Raw genomic sequence first — 26,688 nt, forward strand, 5'->3', positions numbered from 1 at the left:
TGTCATTCCTCCTTGCGTATGGCCTGGAAGGCCTCCTTGATCGCCGAGACCGGCGGGTCGTCCAGGTGGGTGGGTTTGCCCAAACCATCAAGAATGATAAACCGCAACTTGTTGCCACGGGCCTTTTTGTCCCGATGCATGAGGGCCAGCACCTGGTCGAAGTCACCACCATTCCACCAGGTTCTCAGTCCCAGCGAAGACAGAAGCCTCCTGTGGTAGTCGACCGCCTCCTGATCCAGGTGGCCGGTGATCCTGGCCAGCTCGGCTGCGAAGACCATGCCCACGGACACGGCCTGACCATGCCGCCAGGTGAAGTGTTCGATCTTCTCAATGGCGTGGCCAAGCGTGTGACCATAGTTGAGGAACTCCCGCAAGCCGGATTCCTTGAGGTCCACTGAGACGTGCCGGGCCTTGACCTCTACCGTACGTTCGATCAGTTCCTGGACAACCGTGCCCAACCACTGGTCGGACTCCCGTCCGTCGAAGGCGCGCAGGGACTCAGCCCGCTCCTCCAGCTCACGCAGGATGCCGCCGTCCATGATGAAACCGGACTTGGCCACCTCGCCCAGCCCCTCTACGAAGATCTCATTGGGCAGGGTCCGCAGGGTCCGCAGATCAGCCAGGACGCCAGCAGGAGTGTAGAAGCTGCCGACCAGATTCTTGCCCTGCTCCAGGTTGATGCCGGTTTTGCCGCCGGTGGAGGCATCTACCATGGCCAGTAGGGAGGTGGGGCAGTTCACATAACGGATGCCCCGCATCCAGGTGGCGGCGATGAACCCGGCCTGGTCTGTGGCCGCTCCCCCGCCCAGCCCCACCACGGCGTCGGAACGGGTGAAGCCTTCGGTTGCCAGGCGCTCCCAGATACCCTGGCTGACCTGGATGGTCTTGCCGGCCTCCGCGTCGGGAATGGTCAGATCCACCACCTGATACCCGGCCTGGCGGAGCAGGGCCCGCGCATGGTCGGAATGGCGCTGGACAGGCTGGGTATGAATCAGGGCCACACGCATGGTCTGGTCGCCAAGCAGCTCATGCAGTCGACCGGTCACCCCGGCGCCGATCCTCACATCGTAGGGATCGGGACCGCTGACGTGAACCACCCGCTCAGTCAGGGCATCGGCCAGCCGTCTGGCCAGGGCCCGGGGGGTGGTGTTCCTGGATTTGAGGGTGATGGTGGCCAGCTCCTGGTAGACGCTGCGACGCTCGCGATAGAGAGCCATCCAGCGCTCCGATGCGCCGCCGCGAAGAAGGGGGCGATGATCCGACCGTGCCGCCCGGCTGACCCCCTCCTCCGGGTCGATCTGCAGGTAGACCACAGCACCGCCTGCCCGCCGATAGTCCTGCAGCGCCTGGAAGACCTCAGTGCTCATGGGAGCCCCTCCCCCCAGGGACAGGATGCCGCCAGGGAAATCCTTCAAAAGGTCAAGGATCGCCCGGGTCTCCATTTCACGGAAAGCCTGCTCGCCCTGAGTGTCGAAGATCTCGCTGACCGACCGACCTGCTTCTTGTTCGATGCACTGGTCGGTATCCCGGAAGGGCGCCTTGATCAGGGCGGCCGTCTCCCTGCCCAGCCGGGTCTTGCCCGCACCCGGCATGCCGATGACGACGGCCCTGGGCATACTGCTGCTTTCAATCATGCGATTCCGCCCCTCACCGCAGATGCTCGGGCCAGGACTGGAGGTAGGCCTGGGCGTTGCGCCGAACCTCCTCGAGCGAGTCACCGCCGAACTTCTCCAAGGCGAAGCGCGCCAGTGTCAGATTCATCATGGCTTCGCCGATCACCGCGGCGGCAGGCACGGCGGTCACATCGGAACGCTGATGGATGGCCTGGGCTGGCTGGCCGGTGGCCACATCCACCGTGCGAAGGGCCCGGGGCACCGAGGAGATGGGCTTCATGGCGGCCCTGACCCTGATGGGCTGGCCATTGGATGTGCCACCCTCCAGACCGCCTGCATGGTTGCTGAGTCTGCGGATGGTACCGTCAGGACCGGGCTCCATCTCGTCATGGGCCTGTGATCCCGGGCGGTCAGCCTCCCTGAATCCATCGCCGATTTCCACGCCCTTGATGGCCTGAATGCCCATGAAGGCGCTGGCCAGGGCCGCATCCAGACGTCGGTCGTCCTCCACGTAGGTGCCCAGCCCCGCAGGCACACCATAGGCAATGACCTCGAAGACCCCGCCGGCGGTGTCGCCGTCCTTCTTGATCTGGTCGATTCTGGCCATCATCCGCTTCTCGGCATCCTTGTCCAGGGTCCTGACCGGAGAGGCATCTAGGGCGGGTCCGTCCTCAGGGCCGGGCGTGACCTCATGCCCCTCCAGGCCGACCCCGGCTATGGAGATGACATGGGAAACGGTCCGTATCCCCAGGGCCTGCTGCAGGAAGTCGGCGGCCACCGATCCCAGTGCCACTCGGGATGCGGTCTCCCTGGCAGAGGAGCGCTCTAGGACCGGACGCGCATCCGTAAACCCGTACTTGCGCATGCCGGTCAGATCGGCGTGGCCGGGCCTGGGCCTGGTCAGGGGGGCGTTGCGACCGGTCGCCGGGGACTCCTGATCGGCGGGCAGCTCGTCCACGCTCATGATGCGCTCCCACTTGGGCCACTCCGTGTTGCCGATCTCGATGGCCACCGGTGAACCGAGCGTGCGTCCATGCCTGACTCCGGTCAGCAGATGCACCTTGTCCTGCTCAAAGCCCATCCTAGCCCCGCGACCATAGCCCAGCCGACGACGGGCCAGGGCCGATTCGATATCCTTAGTGGATACGGCGACCCCTGCGGGCAGACCCTCCATCATGGCCACCAGGGCCTCTCCGTGGGATTCCCCTGCCGTCTGCCAGCGTAACATATTCAAGCTCCTCGTTCGTTCCTCGTTTGCCAGGTTAGGGCTACCTATGATTATCTTAGAAGATGGTCTACCTCATCCCAGCGCCGGGACTGCTGACCGCCCTCCTCCTGGCCCTGATCGACATCCGCTCCCGGCGAGTCCCACGTCTTCTGGTGCTCTTGGGACTGGTGCTGCAGGCCGTGACCCTGCTGGGCTTCTCCCTGATCCAGGGTCGTCCGATGCTGCTGGTGCAGTGCCTGCTGCTGACTCTGGCATGTACAGGCCTTCAGCTCCTGCTGGCCCTGGTCCGACCCGGCGCCCTGGGACTGGGCGATGTGACGGCAACGGGTCTGGTGGCCCTGAGCCTGTCTGTTCTGGGATGGACGGCCATCCTGGTCTGGTGGCTGATGATGGGCCTGCTGGGGCTGGCTGCCCTGGCTCTGGTCTGCTTGGTTCGTCGTCGCGGGTCGGCCAGGACAGACAGCCCTCTCTCGCTGGCCTATGTCCCGGTCATCCTAACCGCAGCGGTGGTGGCCCTGATCATCGAAGCCCTCTAGGACCGACAACTGGGATCCAGGGACAAGGCGCTACCTGCCCTGCTCGTTATGTTGGGACTCCCAGGCCTTGTACTCCTTGACGTCACGGTTGAACTGATCCGGGTTGTCGCTGAACCTGGTCTCTCCCGTGTCCATGTTGACGGTCACGAAATAGAGCCAATCGCCTGACTCGGGGTGCATGACAGCCTGGATAGCCTCGTCTCCCGGGCTGCCGATGGGGCCTGGTGGCAGACCCTGATGGACCCTGGTGTTGTAGGGGTCGTTGACATTCTTCAGCATGGCATCGGTCAGCTTCAAGGCGGAGACATTGTTGGAGTAGGCCACGGTGCTGTCCATGCCCAGGGGCATTCCCTTGGCCAATCGGTTTTCGATGACCCGGGCCACCTTGCTGTAGTATTCCGACTTGTTTACCTCGGCCTCGGTGATGGAGGCCGTGTTGAGTATGGTCTGCCGCTCCTGGCCACCTGGCACGCCCAACTGGTCCAGGTGCTCGATCCGCTTGGAGACCAGGTTGCCCAGGATGGCCTTGGCCGAACCTGCCTTGCGCACGTCGTACTCGCCAGGCTGCAGCCACCCCTCGAAGTTGCCCTGCGCCTCCTGGGGCAGGATATCCTCGCCCTTGGCCTGGATCAGGGCGTCGAATTCGCTCTGCGGAACCCCGGAGAGCTGGGCGGCCCGGGCGACCACATCGCGGACCCGCTCGCCGGCCCTCACCTGCAGGAAGCCTCCGGCCTTGCTTCGGTCGGTCAGAATGGCCACCACGTCAGAGGCCTTCATCCGCAGACGCAGATCGAAGGTGCCGGGCAGGAGCCTGGATTCGGACTGGGTGCTGGTGATGGCATGCAGGAAGGCAGCCGTGGACTTGACCACCCCGGCCTTGACCAGGTTGGCACCTACCTGATCAGCACCCTGACCGCTCTCGACCGTGAACTCCAGGGGCTGTCCGCCGGGACCTGGATAGTCGGGGGCGACCTCCTTGGTGGCTACGATCCGTGGGGCGCCATGGCGCAGTCCGCCCACCAGGATCACCACGCAGGAGGTGGCCAGCACAACAGCCAGGGTGACGATGACGATCATGATCTGCTTGCGATGTTTGCGTCTCTCCCGCCGACGGCGCATCTCACGACGTGAACGAGGAGGACGCGGCGGCATAGCGGAAACCGGGGCCTGCCCGTCGGCAACCCACTGGACCTTGTCCTGGAAGAAATCCTGCATGTCATCGGCCAATTAGCACTCCTTGTCGGCACGTTGGTCGTCCAGGGCCGACTGCAACAGCACAACAGCGGACTGCTGATCGACCACGGGACGATGTCTTCGCCCGTCCACGCGGGCATCATACAGCTGACGATGGGCGCTGACGGTCGTCAGTCGTTCGTCTCGCAATACTACACTGGGCAGCCGCTCAGGGGCAACGCCAGCATCGTGTGCATCCTCCTGCAGACGACCGGTCAGGGCACGCACCCAACGAGCCGCCTTTTTGGCGCTGCGACCAGCCTGGCCGCTCAGAAGCAGAGGGTGTCCGACCACGACTCGGGACACGCACTTGTCCATAATCAGGTTTTCCACCTGGTCCAGGGCCTGAAAGTAGTCGCCCTGAACCCTGATATTGCCAGCGGGAAAGGCCAGGGTCAGCTCCGGGTCCGACAGGGCCAGACCCACCCTGGCTTCGCCAAGATCCACCCCCAGCCACACGGCTGTCTGTGATCCCACGGGAGAGCTCAGCCCTCTCGGACCTGATCACTCAGGTCTTTCAAGGCCCGATCGATGGCCGAAGCATCCTGGCCGCCGCCCTGGGCGAAGTCAGGCTTGCCGCCGCCTCCTCCTCCCAGGACCCTGGAGGCTGTCCTGACCAGGTCGCCGGCCCTGAGACCGCGGTCACGGGCCGCCTGGTTGGTAGCTACGAAGATGACTGGCTTCTCATCCTCGCTGACTCCGGCCAAGGCGACCACAACGGGATATTCATCGCCCATGCGGGCCCTCAGGTCTGTCACCGCCTTGCGCAGGGCATCGACCGAGCCGAAATGCCCCATATTCCGGGATGCGATCTTGACTTCGCCCGGAGCATGCAGGGCCTGGTTGGCCAACTCGGGCACAGCCTGGGCCATCTGCTGCTCATAGGTGGCCGCCAGTCGGCGGTCGGACTCCTTGAGCTTGGCCAGCAGGGCAGAGATCCTGGACTCAAGTTCGTCAGGGCGGGCGTTGAGCTTGTCGGAGAGCTGAGAGACCAGGGCGTGCTCACGGGCGTTGTATTCGTAAGCCCCCTGGCCCACCACGGCATCGACACGACGAACGCCGGTGCCCACCGAGGCCTCGGACATGATGGAGACCGCGCCGATCTTGCCCACGTGGTCCACATGGGTTCCCCCGCAGAGCTCACGGCTCCAGCCGTCCTCGCCGATGGAGACCACACGGACCACATCGCCGTACTTCTCCCCGAACAGGTGCATGGCGCCCAGGGCGATGGCGTCGTCGTACTTCATCTCCTGCGCGGTCACAGCCAGGTTGTCGCGCAGCCGGTCGTTGACACGGGCTTCCACAGCATCCATGGCCTGGCGGCTGGGGGCCTGCGACCACTGGAAGTCGAAACGCAGCCTGTTGGGTGCATCCTCGGAACCACGCTGCGTGGCCTGGGGACCCAGTTCCTCTCGCAGGGCCTTGTGGACCATGTGCGTGGCGGTGTGCGAACGGGCGATGGCACCGCGCCGGTTCCGGTCGATGGTGGCCGTGACCTTGGCCTGCAGGGTCAGCGTTCCTTCGGTCAGTCGGCAGCGGTGGATGGTCAGCCCCTTGATGGGCCTCTGCACGTCGTCCACTTCCAGTACGGCCCCATCGTCGGTCAGTATCTCTCCCTGGTCGGCCAGCTGGCCGCCGGCCTCGGCGTAGAAGGGAGAGCGGTCCAGAATCACCTCAACCTGGGCGGGCGCCTTGACGGCCGGAACCGCTCCCTTGCCTTCCTGGATGATGCCCAGGACGGTCGAGCGGCTGGAGAAGTCGGTGTAACCCAGGAAGACCTGAGGCTCGTCAAGGTTCTTGCGCATATCGTCGTAGACGCTCAGATCCACGTTGTGCCGCTTCTTCATGGCATCGGCGCGGGCCCTGGACTTCTGCTCGTTCATGAGCTTCCGGAACTCGTCCTGATCCACCTTGACGCCCTGCTCGGAGGCCATCTCCAGGGTCAGTTCGATGGGGAAGCCGTAGGTGTCATGCAGGGTGAAGGCATCCTTGCCGGAGACCTCGGGTTCGCCCTTCCCGCTCTTGGCCTTGTTTACGGCCGTATCCAGAATGGTGGTTCCCTTGTCCAGGGTCCGACGGAAGGCCAGCTCCTCGCCATAGGCCGATTCGGCCACCTCGGAGAAGGTGTCGTTGAGCTCTGGGTAGCTGGGTGCCATGGCATCCTTGGAGACCGGGAAGAGTTGGGGCAGGACCTCCTGGTCCACGCCCAGCATCTTCATGGAGCGGATGGTCCGGCGCAGCAGACGGCGCAGCACGTAGCCACGGCCGACGTTGCTGGGACGGACGCCGTCGCTCATGATCATCAGGGCCGAGCGGACATGGTCGGCCACCACGCGGAAGCGCACGTCATCCTGGGCGTCATCGCCGTAGTGCCGGCCAGACAGGCTCTCGGCAGCCTGGATGACGGGATAGACCTCGTCGGTCTCGTAAATGTTCTGCTTGCCCTGGAGCAGGTAGGCCAGACGCTCCAGTCCGGCGCCGGTGTCGATGTTCTTGTGCTCTAGCTCGCCCACGATGTGCAGGTCGGTCTTGGAGCGTACGTTGTCCACCTCGTAGTTCTCGAAGACCAGATCCCAGATCTCGATGTACCGGTTCTCGTCGGCCGAGGGGCCGCCCTCCTTGCCATAGGCAGGGCCGCGGTCCACATAGATTTCGGAACAGGGGCCGCCGGGGCCGGGGCCGCCGGTGGTCCAGAAGTTGTCCTCCATGCCCAGGATCTCCATGTGCTCGGGGTCGAAGCCCTCATTCTTCCACAGGGATCGAGCCTCCTCGTCATCGGTGTAGGTGGTCACCCAGATCGTTTCGGGGTCGAAGCCGTAGCCGCCCTGGTCCTGGGGCTTGGTCAGCAGGTCCCAGGCATAGTGGATGGCCTCCTCCTTGAAGTAGTCCCCGAAGGAGAAGTTGCCCAGCATCTGGAAGAAGGTGCCGTGACGGGTGGTCTTGCCCACCTCGTCGATGTCCAGGGTGCGCACGCACTTCTGGTTGCTGGCCATACGGCTCCTGGGCGGGGTCTGCTCCCCCAGCAGGTAGGGGATGAAGGGGACCATGCCGGCGATGGTGAAGAGCGTGGTGGGATTGGGCGAGATCAGGGAGGCGGAGGGAACCACCAGATGATCCTTGTCCTGGAAATAATCGAGGAAACGCTTGGCGATTTCCGATGTGCGCATGCTGCTTCTGCTCCTTCAGACCCGGTGAACGCCGAGGGGATAACGGGTCGTCCAAATGACTCGGTTGTCCGGGGTGCGAACAGGTCGCCCGCACTCCGGACTCTTAGCTGAATATGGTGATTTTACACCGGCCAGGCGCATCTGTCCTGGCCTGTCCGCCCCAGGCTCAGCCCTGGAAACGGTCCAGATAGCGGCGGTCCAGCTCATCCTGCCGCTGGTGCATGGTCTGGGTGAACTGGCGTACCAGGCCGGACAGGGTCCGTGAGGCCACCTGGTCCTGGTCCTCGCCCAGCACGAATTCCCTTGCACGCTTGGGGGTATTGGCCCTGACATAGGCCTCGGCCTTGGTCACCAGGACTACGCCTGCCGTGACGCCCAGGCCCATCCAGAAGATCCGTTTGAACATCAGCGGGTACCCCCCTCGTTCCCTTGGCCGTCATTGGCCTTTTTTGCTGTGGAGGACTTGGATTCGGCGCTGTTGCGGCCACCAGAAAGGAATGACGAGATCGTCTTGCGCAGGGCATAGAGGAAGGCTGCCACTTTGATGACCGGCTTGCCCAGCATCGATCCGTACAGGTCGGTCAGGGCGCCGAGGTTGCCTGCCGTGGTCGAGGCCGCTGCGGAGATGCGATTGACGTCGGTCAGGGTCTGGTTGAGCTGGGTGACCGTGCTGGTGGACTCGTCCAGGGTGGGCACGACATGGTCGCCCGCCTGCTTGATGGTCTGTGCCAGCTGGTCGAAGAGCTTCCCTAGACGAATCAGGGGATAGATCAGAAACCCTGCCAGGATAGCGAAGGCAATGGCCGCTATCAGGCCGGCAATCTGTCCTACGTCCATCTGCTACCTCTCTTCCATTGGTACGATACTGGGGACAACGCTAGCACGCGCCGTCTATCAGACCAGGCCATGACCGGCCGGTTGAAGCCGGTTCAACGGTTGAAGGACCGAACCTGCAGGGCGCGCTCAAAGGGGGCCTCCGTATCGAAGTCGAATATGGTGACGCTTCCGTTGCTCGGGCGGCTGCTGGTGTCATAACGCCCGCCGCCGAATCGGTTGACCAGACTGAGCAGGGTGTTGCCGTGCGAGATCAGCAGGACACGGTCGCCATCTTTCAGATGCGGGTCAGCGGCAATCAGTGCGAATCCGCCGGCAATGCGCGTCCAGTACTCGCTGTCGGACTCCGCGTCACCGAAGGGATCGGCCTCCTTGAGGAAGTCCCTGGTAGCCGCAAGGCCGAACTGATCCACAATCTGCTGGTAGGTTCCCGCCCCATGAGGCGCGCCTGCGGCCCACCAGGCCATGGCCATGTCCTGCCCCTCGAAGTAGCCGTAGAACTGCTCGCGGAAGTGGCTGTCGCTGACCGGCTCAGGCTTCTTCTCCGACTGGTTCTGGTCCAGGATTCTGCGGACTGTCTCCTGGGCGCGTGTGGTGTCCGAGCAGTAGGCTGCAGCAAAGTTCACCTTGCTCAATTTATGGCCCGCACGGTCGGCATCCTCCAGCCCCGATGCAGTCAGCGGCGAGTTGGACCAGCCTTGAAGACGGTTGTAGCGGTTGAAATAGGTCTGCCCATGGCGGACGGCATACAGATGGAGCAACATGCCCCCATTATCCCACCCATGTCCCAGCAGGCTCGGCAGATCCTGACATGCAAAAGGCCCCGGACGGACCGGGGCCTCAAAGTTACTAGTGGAAGTTCCTAGTGGTCAGCGAGCGTAGAACTCGACCACGTACTGGATGTTGATCTGAACCGGGATCTCCTCCGGCTCGGGCTTGCGGACCAGGCTGGCCTTCAGGGAGGCCAGGTCCACGTCCAGGTAGCCGGGGACTGCGGGCAGCACATCCCGGTGGACGCCTTCGGCGGCGATCTGGAAGGGGACCATGGTCTGGCTCTTGGGCTTGACCTGGATGGTCTGGCCGGGCTTGACCCTGTAGGAGGGACGGTCCACGATGTTGCCGTCGACCAGGATGTGGCGGTGAACCACGTACTGACGGGCCTGGGCGGTGGTGCGGGCGATGCCGGCGCGCAGGACCAGGTTGTCCAGGCGGCACTCCAGCTCGCGAAGCATGGCGGCACCGGTCTGGCCGGACTCATGGGTGCCCCGCTCATAGGCGGCACGCAGTTGCTTCTCGGAGACGCCGTACTGGGCGCGCAGCCTCTGCTTCTCGCGCAGACGGACGGCGTAGTCGGACTCGGTGCGACGGCGGCTGCGGCCGTGCTCGCCGGGGCCATAGGGGCGCTTCTCGAACAGGCGCTGGGCCTTGGGGGTCAGGGCGATGCCCAGAGCGCGGGACAGGCGGACCTGGCGACGCGCACGCTGAATGTTAGTCATTGATGCAATCCTTACTTGCTTCTGTCGTTATCTGAACGAAGACGGCCGGAACCGTCGAGTCAGGCCTCTCCAATGCTTCACCGTGCCAAGCACGAACGACCTTGCGGCCGCCGACCCATTGATGGGCTGAGACTCCAGATAGGTCCGCGCACAAATGCGCAAACCAAGTGTTCATTAAACCACATGAGCCCGACCGGCGACAGTAGGTATGTTGTGATATATTCATACCAACGGTCGGTATGATATTCAGTCAAGGCTGGCTGACTCCCCCCAACCGATCAGCGACGACTCGTCTCAGCGACCTGAAAGGAAAACGGCCATGGCCCGCAACGCACATCCTGAGCTGACGCAGGAACGAATCATCAAAGCCGCCACGGAGCTCTTCACCCGTCAGGGCTACGACAAAACCAGTATGCAGGACATCATCGATGCGACCGGAGGCCTGAGCAGAGGGGCCGTCTACCACCATTTTCGATCCAAGGAAGACCTCTTCGACGCCGTGGCCGACAGGTTGATGAAGGCGATGAGTGAGACGACCGGCAAGAACCATGCTCGCTCGAAGCAAGGCACGGCTTTGGAGCAGCTGCAGTCCCTCTTCTCCACCAAGCGAGCGCAAAAGAGACTGGATGCCGCGAATCTGATGTTCCGCAAATTCAACCCAAAGGCCAATCCCAAGATGATCGGCATGGAATTCACCGCCTTGGTGGACGAGCGGGACGACTTTGTCGACCTGATCACACAGGGCAATCAGGACGGATCAATGCATGTGAACCAGGTCGAACAAGCCGCGGAGATCCTCCGCCTGCTGGCCAACATGTGGCTGCTGCCCTTCTTTCGCCAAGGCACGCAAGCTGAGCTGCGCACCAGAGCCGCCTGTTTCTTCACGATCATGCAAAGCTTGGGCATCCCCCTGCAAGATCAGGGATTCTCGGACCTTCTGGCATCCTTCGGCACCGACGCCAAAAGCAACGACCATGAGAAGACTGAAAGCGAAGTCGCGATATGAACCCGCCCGCTCACGACCAAGCTCCAAGTAGAGACCGCTCCAAGGGCAGAGGGCTGCTGACACTGCCCTTCATTGCTCTTCTGACGACTGAGATTCTCTCCAATCTGGGGCAAACATGTTTGGTCTTCGCCCTTCCGCTTCACCTGCTCAACATCTCAGGATCGGCATCCCTCTATGGCATGGTCTCTGCTCTGGCGGTCCTTCCATCCATACTCCTGACCCCCCTGGGCGGAGCTCTGGCCGACCGGCTGCACAAGCAGTCCACCATGGCGGTGCTGGACATTCTGTCAGCATTGACCGCCTTCTTGTACATCCTGATAAGCCAGAAGATTGACCCGGTTTTTTTGACCGTGGCCTGCATGATGCTGGTCAATGCCTACAGGGCCTGTTACAGCCCAACCGTGCAAGCAGCCCTTCACTGCCTGGCGGACAGCAAAGACCTGACCCGCGCCTCAGCCCTGGTTTCCCAGGCGATCTCCCTGGTGGGAATGATCGGGCCAGTGTTGGCTGGCATGGTCATGGGCTTCTTCGGAATCATGCAAGTGGTCGGGGTTGCCGCCTTGGTCTGTCTTCTCTCTGCCGTCTGGATCAGAATTGCCGTCAGGATTCCTGAACCAGCACAGGACACCTCCCAAGGTCCGAGAGCACTGGTGGGCCATCTGGTCGCGGACACCAAAGCCGCTGCACAATTTCTGGTCAGGCACAGCAACCTCAAAGTGGTCATAGGACTCAGCCTGGCGGCCAACCTGATCTTTGCCTCGTACATCAACGTGGCCCTGCCATATATGATCACTCGGACACTGGGTCTGAGCAATGCCATGCAGGGGCTGGCCGAAGGGATACTGGCCTGCGGGAGCCTGCTTGGAGCCATCCTGGTGTCCATCCGCCCAACCTGGTTCTATCTGCAACGGATACCCATGCTGCTCTCGGGCAGCGCCCTGGTCCTCCTGCCCATTGCAGCAGGACTGCTTCTGCATTTGCCGGCTTATGTCCTCTTCGCCCTGGTAACCGGATGCATGGCTCTGGCTGCGGGAATGGTGCAGACGGTCAACATCACTTCCATGTCCTACGAGCAGATTCATACCCCTGCAATGCTGATAGGCAAAGTAATAGGGCTGACCAACAGTCTATGCATGTGCGCGATTCCGCTGGGACAGGCCGCCTTCGGCCCGCTGATCGACCACTGCCCCATGACCCTGATCATCACTGGGGTGGTCACGGTGACACTACTGACATGTCTGATTGCCAGACTGGCCATGAAGCCGGATGAATGATCAACGAAGTGAAGGCCTTTTGAATGCCGCGCCGGCGCTTTTTCGCCATTGACGACCAGGGACCCATCGCTTAGCGACATAGACACAAAAGCGTCTCAATAAGGCTGACAGGCCTTACTTTGCTGAGGGGACTGTCTCGCAAATCCTCCGAGTGAAGGCGTCGCGGCGTTCAGGTGTATCAATCTTCGAATCTATGCAGCCCAGAATGCTGGCCCCGGTGAATTTGATACCGCAGAATTTCAGGATGGAGTACTTCCATCGGGTCACGGTGGAGCCATACATCTTGGAGACGAAGGCCGGCCCATGGCTGCTACTGATAATTTGCGCCGTCTTGCCTCTGAGCAGCCCCTCCGACTTAAGGCTGCTCTCATATCTGTAGGCAAATTGGGGCGTGAGTACCCTATCCAGCCAGCCCTTGAGGATGGCCGGTTCGCCCGCCCACCAAATGGGGAAGACGAAGACCAGATGATCGGCTCGTGCAACCATGTTTTGATAACGCTTAGGCGCTGATTCGTCCTCCATGTGCTTGACATAGCCGTAGCGAAGCACTGGGTCAAAGTCTTCCTGGCTGAGGTCGATCATTTCGACCGTGTGGCCTTTACGCCGGGCAGCTTGTGCATAAGCCTGGGCGTTGGTGTGGCTGAAACTACCTCCATAGGGTGATCCTTGAATAACGAGTATGTTCATATCATTTACTTCTTCAGTTGTGCTGCATTCGGTTTTGGCTCTATTCTCCAAAATTATTTTATATTCGGTAGATTACCATAAGCAAAACCGTTGACAGAAAGATGATATGAATGCGGAAAAACTACCCGATCATGCTGGGGTCGGAACTGACAGGAGCGACCAGGGTGGCCCGCGTGCGCATCAGGCGGGAGACCATGAGACCGAGGCAGGCATAAGCCAGTGCAAACAGTGCGACCACGGTCAACGGAAGACCCCAGGAGGCCGGACCTGCTGCGCTGGAATCCATGATTGATTGGACTGCTGTGTTGTACCACCAGCCCGGCGTCAATTTGCCGATGGTCTGCATGACCGGAGGCAGGGGGCCTCCCGAACTTGACCCGGAGGTGAACATAACCACCAGGCCGAAGATGACCCCTACCGAGTTTATGAGAGAAGAGGAAGGATTGAACTGAGCAAGCATGAATCCAAAGGAGGCCGCCGACACAGCGAATATCAGCATGACGAAAAAGCTCAGCAGCACCCTCCCCCAGCCAAGCGAAACCAAGGACACCCCTGACGCCGCCATGCTGAAAGCGACGAGTGCCACGTAGTATAACCAGGAGAAGCCCGCCAGGATGAGGGCTGCTGTGAGCTCCTGTCCGTTCAGGCTGCTTGATCGCATTGGAGAGGCAAGCAGGCGGCGATGTCGGTCGGGAGAACTGAAGGCTCCGAAAAGCGTAGCAACACAGACCGTCAGCGCTGTCATCAGGGGAAAGGCAGCCAGGCCGACGGTGGTGGCGAAGCCTTCCAAGAGGGCGCCATGGTCATCATCCTTTGGGCTGGCATGGATGCCCACATGTGGCTGGCTGCTGGCATAGTGCGATACTGCATAGGCAGCCGCATCCTCGATCGCTGCAGACGAATGCAGCTTCATGGGACCGTTTTGACCCAGATCTGGTAGCAGAGCAGTACGAAGAGCATCGAAATAACTGTCCACCTGCAGTTGTGCCAAACTGCCGCGGCTGGAATTATAGGAGGCAGCTGTTTCAACTTTAGGGAAATCAGTGGCTTTGCTACCGCTGTGAGCTTGGGCAGCAGTATCTTCAAGCGCATCAAGAAAGCGTTGGCCATATCCCGCTGGAATGATGACGGTCAAATCGCTTTTGCCGGATACATTGGCGTCCTGCAGGGCTTGAGGCTTATCTTCGACTGTCACCAGTTGGGCCGACTTGCCCAGGTACCGCTCCAGACCTTGGCCCAGCTCACAACCGACCTGGTTGCCACGGTCCCTGTTGATAACGACTATTTTCGCCTTCGCGGGTTCAAAGCGCCCAACCGAGCTTGAGGCATTGGCACGTACCGCGGCCTGCATGTTTGTGGAACCGATGACGATCATGATGAGGCTCATCCCCACCAGGTACAGGAGGAGGTAGAACTTATGCGCCCAGATGACGCGCAGTGCCGTTTTACAAGTATTCATAACGTTGTTTCCTTAGGAACAGACCACAGATGGCCAGGAAGACGGCGGCCATGATAGCCAGGATGCCGCAGGTCCGGGCGAAGGGTGCCAGGCTGTCGTAGTAGACGATGTCGTAGAAGAGGTTGGAGACCTGCTTGACGGGGTTGATCAAGTGAAGGATCGGAGCGTGCTCCTGGATGGCGTTGTTGAGGTCCATAGCCAGGCTGCCGTAGAGACCGATGAAGGCGCTCAGCGTGCAGTCGATGCCTATGACCAGGCCAACCTTCGTTTCGGTGGAAAGTTTGGGAATGGCGCCCATCATAGAACCGAAAGCAGTGGCCATGAAGGTGCCCACGGCGATGGCTATGAGGGCTATCGGGTCACGGCCGCCGGTTTGCACGCCGCAGACTGTGCGGACGAAGATGTAGGCGACCAGGAGGCTGACTGCGGAGAAGAGCCAGGAGGCCAGGAAGGCACCTGCTGCCTGCCGCCACTTGGGGCTGGGAGAACTGGCCCGTCGGGCTCCCAGGGCTGAAAGGTTGGGCTGGGTCCTGGCAATCATCTCTGCTGCGGTGCTGGCGCCGATAAGGCAGGCCATAGCGAGCACGGCAAAGAAGTAAGGTGCGGTCATCGAAGGATTGATATGGGTCAGACGGATTTGCTTAGTGTAGGTCTGTTGGCCGGATTGCAGCAGTATTTGAGTATTTGGCAAGGCCAAGGTTGAGCTTGCCGAGTTGGCCTGATTGAAGCTGACTAGCGAGGCGGAGAGAATAGAGACCGTTATGCCTTCTGAGGCAGTTGAGTCGGATTGGATGTTGGCGGCTTCACGATCGGACAGGACCATGTTGACCCGTCCGTCAGAACCCGCGTACAGGTAGCCGATGTCCTTCTGACTATCCAGACGCGCGTTCGCTTCATCCCTTGAAGCCACTGTCGTCGGGATAAGCAGCTGAGTTTCATCGGACCCTGCCTTGGGTTTCTTCGATAGTGATGAAACCAATTCGTCAGCACCCAGGCTGGCTTTCCAGTTGGCGTCAGAGACTATGGCGAAATGTTGCGCCTCGGCAGAGTAACCGTCTTGCAGGTTGCCCATGATGCCCAGCATCAGAGCGGCCAATATGACCGGAAATGCCAGTACCCAGAAGAGGGAGGAGGTGTTGCGTATCGAGGTCTTGACGTTGATCAGGAATGAGTTCCACATGAATAGGTGCTCCTTACGGCAATTGAGCCTGGGACCGCGCTCAGTCGCGCAGTTCCTTGCCGGTCAGTTCCAGAAACACGTCGTTCAGGGATGGCGGACGGCTGGTCAGGTGGCCGTAGCTGGTCTGGGTGGATTCCAGGACCGTCAGCACATCCTGCAGGTTGTGCTCGCCCTGCCGGCAGTGGATGACCAGCTCCTTGCCGTCATAGTCGACGGACTGGGTCAGAGGCAGGGCGCGGATCTTGGCCAGAGTGGACTCCTGCAGGTCCAGGGTCTCGACGGTGACCTGCTCGCCGGCCTGGACCATGCCCTTGAGCTCCTCAGCAGTGCCTAGGGCGATCTGTCGGCCGTGGTCCATGATCATGATCCGCGTGCAGATCTGCTCCACCTCCTCCATGTAATGGCTGGTGTAGACCACAGTGGCCCCCTGGGCGTTCAGCCGTTCGATGCCTTCCAGGATGGCGTTGCGGCTCTGGGGATCCACGGCGACGGTGGGCTCGTCGAAGAAGATGAGGTCGGGCTGATGGGCGATGCCACAGGCGATGTTGAGCCTGCGCAACAGACCGCCCGACAGCTTGCCGGGACGGAACTTGCGGAAGTCGCCCAGCCCTACGAAGTCTATGGCCTGTTCCACCAGCTCCTTGCGATCGGCCTTCCTGGGCACATAGAGGGAACAGAAATAGTCAATGTTCTCCTGCACGTTCAGTTCGTTGAAAACAGCCACATTCTGTGGAACCACGCCGATACGACTTTTGAGGTCATAGGAGGTCGGGGTCATCTCCTGCCCGAATATCCGAACCGTCCCCGATTCAAAGCTGAGCAGTGCCAATATGCAGTTGATGGCGGTTGACTTGCCTGAACCATTGGGGCCGAGCAGTCCGAATACCTCACCTCTGCTGACTTCCATGTCGAAGTGGTCCAAGGCCACCATGTCACCGTAGCGCTTCACCAATGCGCTGACCTGCAAGGCCGGCTCTTGCTCATCTGAACTGTTCATGATTCCATCATCCCAGCTACGGCTGGCCCAACACCGTGACAGCCGTCATCGATATTGTGGATGTTCGAATCAGATCAGTGACATTTGTCATGGGTGATTCTGCCTGCCTGCTGTCAGGCTCAGGAAGGGGTAGCCCGACAATTACTATTTAGACAATAGGGCAACTGGGCGAGGAGATAGTCATGGGCAGGATAGCTGGATGGCTGGTCCTGCTTGCCCTTGGGACCTTATGCGGATCATGGTCTGGTTCAGGGGTTTCAGGAACCCTGATCGCCGGACTCCTGGCCTCGCTGGCCGCAGGAGCCCTGTGTGAATGGCTGCTGCCGGCGCCAGGCTCCATGTGGGTCAGTGGCTTGGTGTCGATTTTGGCAACGTTCATACCAGATTGGCTTTTCTTCTTGCCGGCCCTGGCCTTCGAGGCGGGAGTCGGGCTCGGAAGCATGGTCCCGGCTACAAGATCAGCCAGCCTGAAAGACTCCCAGGCCAAGGATTCTGGACTGGCCTGGCCCAGGCTACTCTCGGCCTTGCTTCCGGCATTCCTTTGGTTGATACCTGCCATGGCCGACCTCATCCTGTTCACAGGCCTCACCCAACGCTATGCCCTGTTAACTTTGTTGACATCAGCACTGGCGCAAGGCGGCGGGCTGACGTGCGCGCACTTGGCCGTAGCCAGGGGGCGTGTATGGCAGATCGAAGACACCGAGCGCTACAGGATCCGCCAACTGCACGGCCGCATCAACGACCTGGACGAGGAGCGGGCCCAGGCGACCCGAATGGCGCACTTATCCGAGCGGACCCGGATCGCCCGAGATATTCACGACAATGTGGGCCACCAGCTCACCCGCGCCATCATGCAAGTCCAGGCTGGCCGGGTGGTTGCGCAGAGCAAGGGCGATCAAAGTACCGAGCAGATACTGGATGATGTCGGCAAGACCCTGAATGAGGCCATGACCACAATTCGTCGTTCGGTGCATGACTTGGAGGATGAGGGCACCGACTTCGCATCCCAGATGGAGGAAGCCAGCTCCGAGGCTTCTATGGGGCGGCTGAAGGTCGATCTGAACAACGGCATCGAGACAGCGCCTGCACCAGTGTGCCGTTGCCTGGCCACCATTGTTCGTGAGGCCCTTACCAATACGATCCGCCATTCTTCAGCCAAGTCAGCGCAGGTGGTTCTGCGCGACCTCCCGGCCTTCTGGCAAATGGTGGTGCAGGATGACGGCGGGAGTCAGCAGTCGCAGCCTGACGGCACGCACCCAAAGGAGCCAGAGCTCCAGCGCGGCATGGGGCTGGCTGATATGGAGGCCAGGGCCAGAGCCTTGGGCGGCACGGCCAACAGCGGTCCCAACCGACAAGGATGGAAGGTCTTCGTATCCTTGCCTAAGGAACCCTGGTCCAACGAGAGTGCAGCTGAGCATGTAGAGGATAGGAAGGTCATGGCATGAAAGTCGCTATTGCTGATGACGATCCGATCGTCTGCTCATCCCTGTCAACGATTCTGACGGCAACCGGTACTGCAGACGTGATCTGGACAGCCAATGACGGCCAGTCAGCCCTCAAGTGTTTCCAGGCGGCTGGCGGCAGGCCTGACGTGCTGCTGCTCGATGTGCAGATGCCCGGCATGGACGGCCTGGAGGCGGCGGAGCGCATCATCGCCGTGGATCCGGCTGCTCGGGTGCTCTTTCTGACCACTTTTGCCGACAAGGAATATATTTCCCGCGCCCTGGCCCTGGGAGCCAAGGGGTATGTGATCAAGCAGGACGTGACCTCGGTGGTGCCGGCCCTCCAGGCCGTCATGGCCGGGCAGACGGTTCTCGGAGCCGAGGCCGTGGCTAATCTGTCGCTTGGCAAGCAGGAGGAGCAGACGCGAAAGGACCCGTCCAAGCCTGTTCCCCGGCGCTTCCAAACCCTGACCGACCGCGAACGTGAAATCGTCGCTCTGGTGGCCGATGGCCTCGATAACCAGGCCATCGCCAGGCGGCTCTGCCTCAGCGAAGGCACAGTCCGCAATCACATCTCCGCCATCCTGGCCAAGACCAACCTGGCCAACCGCACCCAGCTCGCCGTTGAATGGCTGTCCTCGCAAGAGTCATGAACGCATAGATTCTGTGGTCCCGTCCGTGGGTAGGCCCTGAGTCTCGATCGTTCAGAGCTTTTCGATCGGCGCCAAGCGCAGCATCAGCCGCTTGGTCCCCTCGGAACCGAAGTCCACAGTCAGGACCGAGTTGTGCCCCTTGTCCTGAATGTCGACCACCTTGCCCAGGCCATACTGGTCGTGGGCCACCCTGTCTCCCAAGGAGAAGTCCTGAATGGATAGGCCGTTCGACTTGGGCTGGGCCGAGGCCCTGCCAGCGTGTGAGATTGACGACGGGCTTGTCGTGCTCCGCCGGGTCGTGACCCTTCCATTTCTGGAGGAGGAGCCGAACGACCGCTGCGAGGAGGTCCGCGAGCGCCCGTATCCGTTGCGGGAAGAGCCAAGGCCGGAGCCGAAGCCGCCGAATGAACGATGGCCGAATGCACGGCCGTCGCTTTCATCCTCGAAGCCGCCGAATTCGTCCTCGTCGTCACCCAGGTCCCAGCCTGCGCGCATCCGCTCGTTGCCGGCCTGCCTACGCTTCCAGTCGATCAGCTCGTCAGGGATGTCATCCAGGAACTGGCTGGGCAGCATCTCATTGACCTGCCCCCACTGGGAGCGGACGGCCGCCCGGGTCAGGTAAAGACGCCGCTTGGCACGGGTCACGCCCACATAGGCCAGCCGACGCTCCTCCTGCATCTCGTCGGCATCCTCCAGGCAGCGGGAGTGCGGGAAGGTTCCCTGCTCCATGCCGGTCAGGAAGACCACCGGATACTCCAGGCCCTTGGCCGTGTGCAGGGTCATCAGTGTCACCTTGCCCGAGTCGTCGCCCAGGCCCGGCAACTGGTCAGAGTCGGCCACCAGTGCCGTGGTCTCCAGGAAGCCCGCCAGCGTGGCGTCGGGGGTCTTCTGCTCGAACTCGGCGGCCACTGACTGCAGCTGGCCGAGGTTCTCCAACCGGGAGGCATCCTGCGGATCGACCGACTTGCGAAGCTCGTCCAGCATGCCGGATTCCTCGAGCACTTTTTCAACGATCTGGGAGGGTTTGGTATCGTGCTCTGCGGCAAAGCCGGTCAGGGAGGTGATCAGATCCCTGAAGGCCTTCATCCGCTTGACCATCAGCGTGGAGGCCCCGGGCACCTCCTCGATATGCTGCACCCCCTCCCAGAAGGAGACCTGATGCAGATCCGCATAGGAGGTCGCCGCCGCCTCGGCACGTGCGGCCAGGCCGCGCTTGGGCACGTTGAGTATCCGGCGCATGTTCACGTCGTCCTGGGGATTGGCGATGGCGTGCAGATAGGCCAGGGCGTCCTTGATTTCCTTACGCTCGTAGAAGCGGGTCCCGCCCACCAGCTGATAAGGCAGACCGGCGTTGATCAGCCCCTCCTCCAGTGCGCGGGACTGGGCGTTGGCCCGGTACATGATGGCCATGTCGGAGTAGGGAATGCCCTCCTCGCTGCGCAGTCGGGCGATCTCGGTGGCGATCCAGGCGGCCTCCTGCTGGGCGTTGTCGGCGGCATAGCCCACGATGGGCTCCCCCTTGCCCAGGGCGGTCCAGAGTTTCTTGGGCTTGCGGCCCTCGTTCTTGACGATGATGGCATTGGCCGCATCCAGAATGGTCTGGGTGGAACGGTAGTTCTGCTCCAGAAGGATGGTCCGGGCTCCAGGGAAGTCCTTCTCGAAGTCCCTGATGTTGCTGATATCGGCCCCTCGGAAGGCATAGATGGATTGGTCCGAATCGCCCACTACGGTGATCCAGGCCTGGTCCTGTTTGCCGGCATCGGCACCGGCCAGCTCGCGCATGAGCACGTACTGGGCATGGTTGGTGTCCTGGTACTCGTCCACCAGCACGTAGCGGAAGCGATGGTGGTAATACTGCGCCACCATCGGGGACTGCTGGAGCAACTGGACCGTGCGTACGATCAAATCGTCGAAGTCGACCGCGTTGGCCTGAGCCAGCCGGTGCTCGTACTCGGCGTAGACCACGGAGTAGAGCTCCTCCTCGTTGCCGAAGCGGGCCGTGATCTGCTGGCCGCGCTGCCCGGGCCGGTAGTCGGGGGCGTACTCCTGCAGCTGGGTGCGCCAATCCTGCAGGTTGTTCTTGTAGTCGGATATGTGGCCCAGAATGTTTCTGGGGGTGTAGCGCTTCAGATCGATGTTGAGATCCTTGCCGATCAGCTTGATCAGACGCTCGGAATCGGCCGTGTCATAGATGGTGAAGCCCGATCGCAGGCCGATCTCCTTGCCATCCCGCCTCAGAATGCGCACGCAAGCCGAGTGGAAGGTGGACACCCACATGCGGTCGGCCACGGGCCCGATCAGCCGACGCAGACGCTCGCGCATCTCGGAAGCCGCCTTGTTGGTGAAGGTGATGGCCAGGATCTGGCTGGGCCAGGCGCCGAACTGACTGAGGATCCAGGCGATTCTGCGGGTCAGCACCCTGGTCTTGCCCGAGCCTGCGCCTGCCCCGATCAGCAGGGCCGGCCCCTGGTATTGCACCGCCTCGGCCTGCCGATCGTTGAGCCCCTTGAGCAGCTCCCTGGCGCTGCGCTGGATCAAGTCCGGTTCCTCGTTCACAAGCCACCTCTTGCCATCTGGTCTCGGTCACCGTCTCAGGCCGGATGGCGCACACCCGGCAAACAACCATTTCTACCACAAAGCGGTGTCATCGATCTTGGCTCATGGGTTAGCCAGCAAGCATACCAACAGAAATAAAGACCCCGTCCGCCTTGAGAATAGGGAAAGCGAACGGGGTTTAGTCGGGGAAGTCGAGATGACCCGGTCAGTTGCGCACTTGGTCCTTGGCGTTGTTGACAGCCTCGGTGGCGCCCTGCTCAGCCTTGGCCTTGCCGACCTTGGCATCGGCCTTGGCCTGGTCCATCTTGTCGGAGGCGGCGTCCTTGGCGTCGCCCATCTTGTCCTGGGCAGCGTCCTTAGCGTCGCCCATCTTGTCGGCAACGGCGTCCTTGGCATCGGATGCCTTGTCCATAACGGTGTCCTTTACATCGCCAGCGACATCGGAAATCTTCTCGCCGGCAGACTTCATGGCATCCTTTGCATCATCCAGAATCCCCATATGGTCCTCCTTAGGTCCTTGAACGCACCGTGACGATGCGTGACCATTGCGGTCAATTTTCACTGTAACAGTCAGGGCCTTGAATCCGCGGATTGACGGGCTGACACGCCAGGAAGACACTCCAATCCGCTGGAGGTGAAACCTGGCGGATCAGGGCGGCCGGACAACAGTCCCAGAACCGGGTTATCTTGGTGTCTATCCGTCGGGACCATAGGGGCCCCGCATTGATGACGACAAGGACGATGACATGCAGGAACTTGAGGAGCGAATCCGCCGCCAGGGCACGGTCAAGCCTGGCAATGTACTCAAGGTGGACGCCTTCCTCAACCATCAGTGCGACGTGCGGCTCTTCGACCACATGGGCGCTGAATGGGCCCGCCTGTTCGCCGGTCACCAAATCGACAAGATTCTGACCATCGAGGCATCCGGCATCGGCATCGCCTGCCTGGCCGCCCGCCACTTCGGGGACGTGCCGGTGGTCTTCGCCAAGAAGACCCAGTCCATCAACCTTGACGGCGACCAGTACACGACCCGCATCTACTCCTTCACCAAGCAGCGTGAGTACCCCGTCATCGTGGCCAAGCGCTTCCTCAAGGAGGGCGAGCACGTGCTGATCCTTGACGACTTTTTGGCCAAGGGCAACGCCTTGCACGGTCTGATCGACATCTGCCATGATGCCAAGGTCGTCATCGAGGGTATCGGCATCGCCGTGGAGAAGGGCTTCCAGGAGGGCGGCCGCACCCTGCGCAAAGAGGGCTACAACCTCAAGTCCCTGGCCATCGTGGAAAGCATGGACCCGGACCGGGGCACCATCACCTTTGCTCACAATCCTGCCTGAGTAGGTCGGCACCCGGTCCGGGTCGCATAAACGATGGACTCAGTCCACCTGATGCTCGCTGGTGCCACCCTCCAGAATGGTCTTCACGTCGTTCAGCGAGATGTTGACCATGGCGGTCACGGCGGCATCGGTGTAGAAGCCGATGTGGGGCGAGACCTCCACATTGGGCATGACCTTGAGGGTCTCCAGGGCCTGGTTATCGACCTTGGTTCCGCTCAGATCATTTTCGAAGATGCCGGCCTCACCCTCGATGGTGTCGATGGCGGCACCGGCAATGGACTTGGTCTGCAGGGCCTTGATCAGGGCCGGGGTGTCCACAATGGGGCCACGGGCGGCGTTGATCAGGAAGGCCGAGGGCTTCATGGCTTCCAGGGCCTGCGCGTTGATCAGATGGTGTGTTGTCTCGTCAAGCGGCGTATGAACGGTGACGATGTCGGCCCGTTGCAAAAGGGTGGGCAGGTCCACGTAATCCAGGGTGTCTGCCAGCTCGGGGCGATGAACCGGATCGTTGGCGATGACGGTGGAGCCCAGGGCCCGGAAGATCCTGGCCACTGCCGATCCGATCTTGCCGGCTCCGATGATCCCCACGGTCAGATTGTGGATCTCGTGGGCCTGAAGCCCAGCCCAGGTATAGTCGTCCTTGGCCTCGCGAGCGCTGGCCTCCCCCAGATGCCGGACCAGACGCATGACCTGGGCCAGGACCAGTTCGGAGACCGACCGGGGCGAGTAGGCAGGCACGTTGGTGACGACCAGCCCGTTCTCCCGAGCGGCCTGCAGGTTGACGATGTCATAGCCGGTGATCCGCAGGGTCAGCTGCTTGAGGCCATACTCCTTGAGCCGCTGGTAGAGCTCGGGCTCGGGCAGGGCCGCGTGCTGCTGGATGACGATGCCGTCGTATCCCTTGATCATGTCCACGGTCTTCATCCCCAGATCGTGGTCGGTGGTGTCCACCTGAATGTCATTGGCTTGCGCCCAGGCCTGAATGGCCTCCTGCTCGTCGGGGCGTACTGAATACATGAGAATGCTGGTCATTTTCTAGTCCTTGGTAACTGTCCTCGTTGATTTTGTTACTAGATGATGGTTGTGATGATCGCCGAGTGAATCGCCGGAGGGATCAGCCGCGATTTTGAGCGAGCATATAGTCGCCGATCCGCTCCACGGCGGTATGCAGATCCTCCATGGAGGCAGCATAGGAGATGCGGACGTAGCCTTCTCCCCCAGGCCCGAAGCTTGCTCCGGGGATTACAGCCACCTTGGCCTTTCGAGCCAGGTCGTAGACGAAGCTCCAGCTGTCGCGCATGCCCTCGGGCAGCCGGGCGAAGATGTAGAAGGCGCCCTTGGGATCGATGACGTCCAGACCGACCTCGGGCAGGGCCTTGACCAGATAGTCCCGCCGCTTGCGGTAGGCCTCGCGCATAGGATCCGTGTCATTCATGCCCTTGGTCAAAGCCTCCTGGGCCGCATACTGGGCATTGGTGGTCACCGAAGTGATGGTGAACTCGTTGACCTTGCTGATCTGATCAATGACGTCGGCCGGGCCAGCGGCGATGCCGACCCGCCATCCAGTCATGGCATGGGACTTGGAAACCCCGCCAAGAACGACCGTCTGTTCGGGCAGGATGGTGCCCATGGACACATGGGTGCCCTGATAGGTCAGCTCGGCGTAGATTTCATCGCTGAGCACGAAGAAGCCGTGCTTGCGCGCCACCTGGGCCAGAGCCTCCAGATCCTCACGGGCGTAGGTCACTCCGGTGGGATTGGTCGGATAGTTGAGCACCAGGGCCTTGACCGGACCATCGCTGTGTTCGATGGCGGCCTCCAGCTTGTCCGGCCTGAGAATGAAGCCGTCATCGGAGGTGTCGACGAAGACTGTCCTGGCAACGCTCAGCTGGGCGATTGGAATATAAAGGGGGAAGATGGGCGTGGGCAGAATGACCGTATCACCCGGGTTGATCATGGCGGTCAGGCCCGAGAAGATGCCCCCAGTGGCCCCTGCCGTGATCACAATCTGGCTGTCAGGGTCGTAGTCCAGACCGTACTTGGCGTGTAGGTAGCCGGCCGCCGCCTTGCGCAGACTGGGCATGCCGCGACTCTCGGTGTAATGACTGTGGTTGTCCCGGATGGCTTGGATGCCCGCCTGCTTGACGTGCTCAGGGGTGAAGAAGTCCGGCTCCCCCAAGGTCAGCTTCACGATGCCGTCTATTCCGGCGATCTCCTTGTTGAACTCGAGAATGTCGCTCGGTGCCAGGGCTTTGACCCTGGCATTCATATGATCCGCCAATGTCATTGGCTTGTCCTTTCCCATGCGGTTACTACAACCATTGTCGCTGGTGCCGCCCTACCGACTATGCGGTGACGATGCACGGGAAATGCTGTCGACGACTGCAGGGCCGGTGGGTTCCGATCCATGCAACCGTTCCTACAAGGCACGCGGCGTCACAGATCGAATCCGTGCCACCAATAGGTAAATCGTGTGCCCTGCATGCTGAAACCTCCTGCGGAATCTACAATCAGCATTGTTAAGAAGCGTACAGCGAAGTTTCGGCAATCCTATAAACGCGACCATTATTTGACCAAACTCTTCCATTTTGCGGACGCGACTGGCATCCAAAAAACTTGCTAATGGCAGGTGGCATAATGACAGACCGGTTCAATCTCTAAATTTCCGGGATCTATCTTGACATTCCCTGGAAGGTTTCCTCGAATCAGCCATTCACCAGGCTGGCAAATCGCGGCCTGCGGATCTTTATCAGCACATTGAGATAGCCCCACCCTCATCCACACATAAGCTCTCATCTCATTCCAACCCATCCCACCCCACGCATTGATCGGTTGCGTGCTGAGCGCAATCTTTTCGCTATGATCGGCAAGAACGAATCAGGGTGATGAACCATATCTAAGTGGTGTCGTACTGCCAAACTTGATCACGACACCGACCTTGCCTGACTGTCAGGCCTCTGCTTTGGGATCTCTGTCATATACTTTCCTTCAAAGACAGGCAAGAAAAGAAACTCTTGGATGTCGGTCAAAAGCGGTGAGGGAATGACCAATCGAGTAGCGCTGGTCACTGGGGCAACCAGCGGCATCGGGTACGAAACCGCTCGAATGCTCGCCGATCATGGATACCGGGTATATGCGGCAGGACGACGAGTCGAGCGACTGAAGCCACTGGCCGACAAGGGGGTGACGGCCCTGCAGATGGACCTGACCGACTCTGCCTCCATCGAGAAGGCAGTCGGTCGAATTCTGCAGAAGGAGAAGCGGGTCGATCTGCTGGTCAACAACGCCGGCTACGGGTCCTATGGGCCGGTCGAGCAGGTCTCCATTGACGAGGTTCGTCGACAATTCGAGGTCAACCTCTTCGGACTTGCCCGATTGACCCAGCTGGTACTGCCCGCCATGCGCCGGGCCAGACGCAGCCGAATCGTCAACACCTCATCCATGGCAGGCCGGATGGTCACCTATATGGGTGCCTGGTACCATGCCACCAAGTATGCCCTTGAAGCCTTCAGTGACGCCCTGCGCATGGAAATGCGTCCCTTCGGCATCGACGTGGTCCTGATCGAGCCCGGAGCCGTTGCCACCAACTGGGGCGCAATCGCCGCCGACCATCTCCAGATGGTTACTCGGAAGAGCCCCTATCAAGAGTCAGGATCCCGAGCTGCTGCTGGATTGCGCAAACTGTACTCCAGCAGGCATTTGACCCAACCATCAACCATCGCCAAGGCCATCGTCCGCGCTTCGACGGTACGCCATCCCCATCCACGCTACCTTCTGGGCTTCGGCGCCAAACCTCTGGTCGCCCTTCATGCCCTGCTCCCCACCCGTGTCTGGGACTTTCTGATGGTCCATGCCAAGGACTTGTAGGCAATAAACGAGGTATCAAACGATACCCCACGGTCGAATTCAAATAGAATAGGGGCATCGAGGGCATGCTCATTCAGATGAACCCGTCCACAGCCTATTAGATTCACAGCTGCTGAACACAAA

The 26,688-nt window shown here is 61.0% G+C and carries 24 protein-coding genes; 7 read left to right on the forward strand and 17 right to left on the reverse strand.

Features of this window, described 5'->3' with window-relative positions; all coding sequences use genetic code 11:
- Positions 1-2: 2 nt before the first annotated feature.
- Both H3V04_RS02760 and aroC read right to left on the reverse strand, forming a co-directional pair.
- Positions 3-1,634 (reverse strand): bifunctional shikimate kinase/3-dehydroquinate synthase, encoded by a 1,632-nt coding sequence (locus H3V04_RS02760; protein ID WP_198187132.1) that lies wholly within the window; start codon positions 1,632-1,634, stop codon positions 3-5.
- Between the two features lie 13 nt (positions 1,635-1,647).
- Positions 1,648-2,841 (reverse strand): chorismate synthase, encoded by a 1,194-nt coding sequence (gene aroC, locus H3V04_RS02765; RefSeq protein ID WP_198187133.1) that lies wholly within the window; start codon positions 2,839-2,841, stop codon positions 1,648-1,650.
- 62 nt (positions 2,842-2,903) lie between these two features.
- On the opposite strand from aroC, the gene H3V04_RS02770 reads away from it, so the two are divergent.
- Entirely contained in the window at positions 2,904-3,377 is a 474-nt protein-coding gene (locus tag H3V04_RS02770) for a peptidase A24 (RefSeq protein ID WP_198184319.1), read from the forward strand.
- Positions 3,378-3,407: 30 nt separating this feature from the next.
- On the opposite strand, the gene mltG is transcribed toward H3V04_RS02770, so the two are convergent.
- The 7 genes from mltG to rpsD all read right to left on the reverse strand — a co-directional run bounded on the left by mltG (position 3,408) and on the right by rpsD (position 10,107).
- Complete coding sequence (mltG, locus tag H3V04_RS02775) at positions 3,408-4,604, reverse strand: endolytic transglycosylase MltG (RefSeq protein WP_198184320.1); 1,197 nt, start codon at positions 4,602-4,604, stop codon at positions 3,408-3,410.
- The gene (gene ruvX / locus H3V04_RS02780) at positions 4,605-5,087 is read right to left on the reverse strand and encodes a Holliday junction resolvase RuvX (protein ID WP_198184321.1); all 483 of its coding nucleotides are present in this window, start codon (positions 5,085-5,087) and stop codon (positions 4,605-4,607) included. It abuts the gene before it with no gap.
- 8 nt (positions 5,088-5,095) lie between these two features.
- Complete coding sequence (gene alaS / locus H3V04_RS02785; RefSeq protein ID WP_198187134.1) at positions 5,096-7,777, reverse strand: alanine--tRNA ligase; 2,682 nt, start codon at positions 7,775-7,777, stop codon at positions 5,096-5,098.
- Between the two features lie 166 nt (positions 7,778-7,943).
- Positions 7,944-8,183: a hypothetical protein gene (locus H3V04_RS02790; protein WP_024627396.1), complete on the reverse strand. Its 240-nt coding sequence runs from the start codon at positions 8,181-8,183 to the stop codon at positions 7,944-7,946.
- The gene (locus H3V04_RS02795) at positions 8,183-8,614 is read right to left on the reverse strand and encodes a DUF948 domain-containing protein (protein ID WP_198187135.1); all 432 of its coding nucleotides are present in this window, start codon (positions 8,612-8,614) and stop codon (positions 8,183-8,185) included. The genes H3V04_RS02790 and H3V04_RS02795 overlap by 1 nt, the downstream gene beginning before the upstream one ends.
- Positions 8,615-8,706: 92 nt before the next feature.
- The gene (locus H3V04_RS02800; RefSeq protein ID WP_198187136.1) at positions 8,707-9,375 is read right to left on the reverse strand and encodes a histidine phosphatase family protein; all 669 of its coding nucleotides are present in this window, start codon (positions 9,373-9,375) and stop codon (positions 8,707-8,709) included.
- A 105-nt stretch (positions 9,376-9,480) separates the two neighbouring features.
- Complete coding sequence (gene rpsD, locus H3V04_RS02805; RefSeq protein ID WP_015021916.1) at positions 9,481-10,107, reverse strand: 30S ribosomal protein S4; 627 nt, start codon at positions 10,105-10,107, stop codon at positions 9,481-9,483.
- 319 nt (positions 10,108-10,426) lie between these two features.
- Between rpsD and H3V04_RS02810 the strand changes: the two genes are divergently transcribed.
- Together H3V04_RS02810 and H3V04_RS02815 are read left to right on the forward strand one after the other, a co-directional pair.
- Positions 10,427-11,113, forward strand: a complete 687-nt coding sequence (locus H3V04_RS02810; RefSeq protein ID WP_198187137.1) for a TetR/AcrR family transcriptional regulator — start codon at positions 10,427-10,429, stop codon at positions 11,111-11,113.
- Complete coding sequence (locus tag H3V04_RS02815; RefSeq protein WP_198187138.1) at positions 11,110-12,387, forward strand: MFS transporter; 1,278 nt, start codon at positions 11,110-11,112, stop codon at positions 12,385-12,387. The genes H3V04_RS02810 and H3V04_RS02815 overlap by 4 nt, the downstream gene beginning before the upstream one ends.
- Before the next feature lie 114 nt (positions 12,388-12,501).
- Here H3V04_RS02815 and H3V04_RS02820 read toward each other — a convergent pair whose 3' ends face one another.
- The 4 genes from H3V04_RS02820 to H3V04_RS02835 all read right to left on the reverse strand — a co-directional run bounded on the left by H3V04_RS02820 (position 12,502) and on the right by H3V04_RS02835 (position 16,710).
- Positions 12,502-13,125, reverse strand: coding sequence for an NAD(P)H-dependent oxidoreductase (locus tag H3V04_RS02820; protein ID WP_232342432.1), 624 nt, complete (start codon positions 13,123-13,125; stop codon positions 12,502-12,504).
- Between the two features lie 70 nt (positions 13,126-13,195).
- The gene (locus H3V04_RS02825) at positions 13,196-14,533 is read right to left on the reverse strand and encodes an ABC transporter permease (RefSeq protein ID WP_198187139.1); all 1,338 of its coding nucleotides are present in this window, start codon (positions 14,531-14,533) and stop codon (positions 13,196-13,198) included.
- Positions 14,520-15,713, reverse strand: a complete 1,194-nt coding sequence (locus tag H3V04_RS02830) for an ABC transporter permease (protein ID WP_198179785.1) — start codon at positions 15,711-15,713, stop codon at positions 14,520-14,522. Before H3V04_RS02830 ends, H3V04_RS02825 begins: the two co-directional genes overlap by 14 nt.
- Positions 15,714-15,753: 40 nt before the next feature.
- A complete protein-coding gene (locus H3V04_RS02835; protein WP_198177720.1) occupies positions 15,754-16,710 on the reverse strand; it encodes an ABC transporter ATP-binding protein in 957 nt (318 codons plus the stop codon).
- A 182-nt stretch (positions 16,711-16,892) separates the two neighbouring features.
- Between H3V04_RS02835 and H3V04_RS02840 the strand changes: the two genes are divergently transcribed.
- Both H3V04_RS02840 and H3V04_RS02845 read left to right on the forward strand, forming a co-directional pair.
- Positions 16,893-18,155 carry a sensor histidine kinase gene (locus H3V04_RS02840; RefSeq protein WP_198187140.1) on the forward strand — a complete coding sequence of 421 codons (1,263 nt, stop codon included), beginning with the start codon at positions 16,893-16,895 and terminating at the stop codon, positions 18,153-18,155.
- The gene (locus tag H3V04_RS02845; RefSeq protein WP_198187141.1) at positions 18,152-18,805 is read left to right on the forward strand and encodes a response regulator transcription factor; all 654 of its coding nucleotides are present in this window, start codon (positions 18,152-18,154) and stop codon (positions 18,803-18,805) included. Before H3V04_RS02840 ends, H3V04_RS02845 begins: the two co-directional genes overlap by 4 nt.
- 51 nt (positions 18,806-18,856) lie before the next feature.
- Here the strand turns inward: H3V04_RS02845 and H3V04_RS02850 are convergent, their stop codons facing one another.
- Together H3V04_RS02850 and H3V04_RS02855 are read right to left on the reverse strand one after the other, a co-directional pair.
- Positions 18,857-21,361: a UvrD-helicase domain-containing protein gene (locus H3V04_RS02850; protein ID WP_198187142.1), complete on the reverse strand. Its 2,505-nt coding sequence runs from the start codon at positions 21,359-21,361 to the stop codon at positions 18,857-18,859.
- Positions 21,362-21,566: 205 nt separating this feature from the next.
- A complete protein-coding gene (locus tag H3V04_RS02855; RefSeq protein ID WP_045924523.1) occupies positions 21,567-21,860 on the reverse strand; it encodes a hypothetical protein in 294 nt (97 codons plus the stop codon).
- Between the two features lie 247 nt (positions 21,861-22,107).
- Here H3V04_RS02855 and H3V04_RS02860 point away from each other — a divergent pair, with 247 nt between their 5' ends.
- Positions 22,108-22,698: a xanthine phosphoribosyltransferase gene (locus H3V04_RS02860; RefSeq protein WP_198187143.1), complete on the forward strand. Its 591-nt coding sequence runs from the start codon at positions 22,108-22,110 to the stop codon at positions 22,696-22,698.
- A 39-nt stretch (positions 22,699-22,737) separates the two neighbouring features.
- On the opposite strand, the gene H3V04_RS02865 is transcribed toward H3V04_RS02860, so the two are convergent.
- Both H3V04_RS02865 and H3V04_RS02870 read right to left on the reverse strand, forming a co-directional pair.
- On the reverse strand, positions 22,738-23,730 hold the full coding sequence (locus H3V04_RS02865; protein ID WP_198187144.1) for a D-2-hydroxyacid dehydrogenase: 993 nt from the start codon (positions 23,728-23,730) through the stop codon (positions 22,738-22,740).
- 82 nt (positions 23,731-23,812) lie between these two features.
- Positions 23,813-24,985: an aminotransferase class I/II-fold pyridoxal phosphate-dependent enzyme gene (locus H3V04_RS02870; protein WP_198187145.1), complete on the reverse strand. Its 1,173-nt coding sequence runs from the start codon at positions 24,983-24,985 to the stop codon at positions 23,813-23,815.
- A gap of 755 nt (positions 24,986-25,740) precedes the next feature.
- Between H3V04_RS02870 and H3V04_RS02875 the strand changes: the two genes are divergently transcribed.
- Positions 25,741-26,565 carry an oxidoreductase gene (locus H3V04_RS02875; RefSeq protein ID WP_198187146.1) on the forward strand — a complete coding sequence of 275 codons (825 nt, stop codon included), beginning with the start codon at positions 25,741-25,743 and terminating at the stop codon, positions 26,563-26,565.
- Positions 26,566-26,688 lie beyond the last annotated feature (123 nt).

The organism is Bifidobacterium sp. M0353, from assembly GCF_016100645.1.
GTDB classification, from domain to species: Bacteria; Actinomycetota; Actinomycetes; order Actinomycetales; family Bifidobacteriaceae; genus Bombiscardovia; species Bombiscardovia choladohabitans.

Coding starts and splice junctions, on each gene's coding strand:
- H3V04_RS02790 (WP_024627396.1), bottom strand. CDS start 8,183: ATGTTCAAACGGATCTTCTGGATGGGCCTGGGCGTCACGGCAGGCGTA.
- H3V04_RS02760 (WP_198187132.1), bottom strand. CDS start 1,634: ATGATTGAAAGCAGCAGTATGCCCAGGGCCGTCGTCATCGGCATGCCG.
- H3V04_RS02795 (WP_198187135.1), bottom strand. CDS start 8,614: ATGGACGTAGGACAGATTGCCGGCCTGATAGCGGCCATTGCCTTCGCT.
- alaS (WP_198187134.1), bottom strand. CDS start 7,777: ATGCGCACATCGGAAATCGCCAAGCGTTTCCTCGATTATTTCCAGGAC.
- H3V04_RS02770 (WP_198184319.1), top strand. CDS start 2,904: ATGGTCTACCTCATCCCAGCGCCGGGACTGCTGACCGCCCTCCTCCTG.
- H3V04_RS02860 (WP_198187143.1), top strand. CDS start 22,108: ATGCAGGAACTTGAGGAGCGAATCCGCCGCCAGGGCACGGTCAAGCCT.
- H3V04_RS02830 (WP_198179785.1), bottom strand. CDS start 15,713: ATGTGGAACTCATTCCTGATCAACGTCAAGACCTCGATACGCAACACC.
- H3V04_RS02810 (WP_198187137.1), top strand. CDS start 10,427: ATGGCCCGCAACGCACATCCTGAGCTGACGCAGGAACGAATCATCAAA.
- aroC (WP_198187133.1), bottom strand. CDS start 2,841: ATGTTACGCTGGCAGACGGCAGGGGAATCCCACGGAGAGGCCCTGGTG.
- H3V04_RS02875 (WP_198187146.1), top strand. CDS start 25,741: ATGACCAATCGAGTAGCGCTGGTCACTGGGGCAACCAGCGGCATCGGG.
- H3V04_RS02835 (WP_198177720.1), bottom strand. CDS start 16,710: ATGAACAGTTCAGATGAGCAAGAGCCGGCCTTGCAGGTCAGCGCATTG.
- H3V04_RS02825 (WP_198187139.1), bottom strand. CDS start 14,533: ATGAATACTTGTAAAACGGCACTGCGCGTCATCTGGGCGCATAAGTTC.
- H3V04_RS02840 (WP_198187140.1), top strand. CDS start 16,893: ATGGGCAGGATAGCTGGATGGCTGGTCCTGCTTGCCCTTGGGACCTTA.
- H3V04_RS02845 (WP_198187141.1), top strand. CDS start 18,152: ATGAAAGTCGCTATTGCTGATGACGATCCGATCGTCTGCTCATCCCTG.
- rpsD (WP_015021916.1), bottom strand. CDS start 10,107: ATGACTAACATTCAGCGTGCGCGTCGCCAGGTCCGCCTGTCCCGCGCT.
- H3V04_RS02870 (WP_198187145.1), bottom strand. CDS start 24,985: ATGACATTGGCGGATCATATGAATGCCAGGGTCAAAGCCCTGGCACCG.
- H3V04_RS02800 (WP_198187136.1), bottom strand. CDS start 9,375: ATGTTGCTCCATCTGTATGCCGTCCGCCATGGGCAGACCTATTTCAAC.
- H3V04_RS02855 (WP_045924523.1), bottom strand. CDS start 21,860: ATGGGGATTCTGGATGATGCAAAGGATGCCATGAAGTCTGCCGGCGAG.
- H3V04_RS02865 (WP_198187144.1), bottom strand. CDS start 23,730: ATGACCAGCATTCTCATGTATTCAGTACGCCCCGACGAGCAGGAGGCC.
- H3V04_RS02815 (WP_198187138.1), top strand. CDS start 11,110: ATGAACCCGCCCGCTCACGACCAAGCTCCAAGTAGAGACCGCTCCAAG.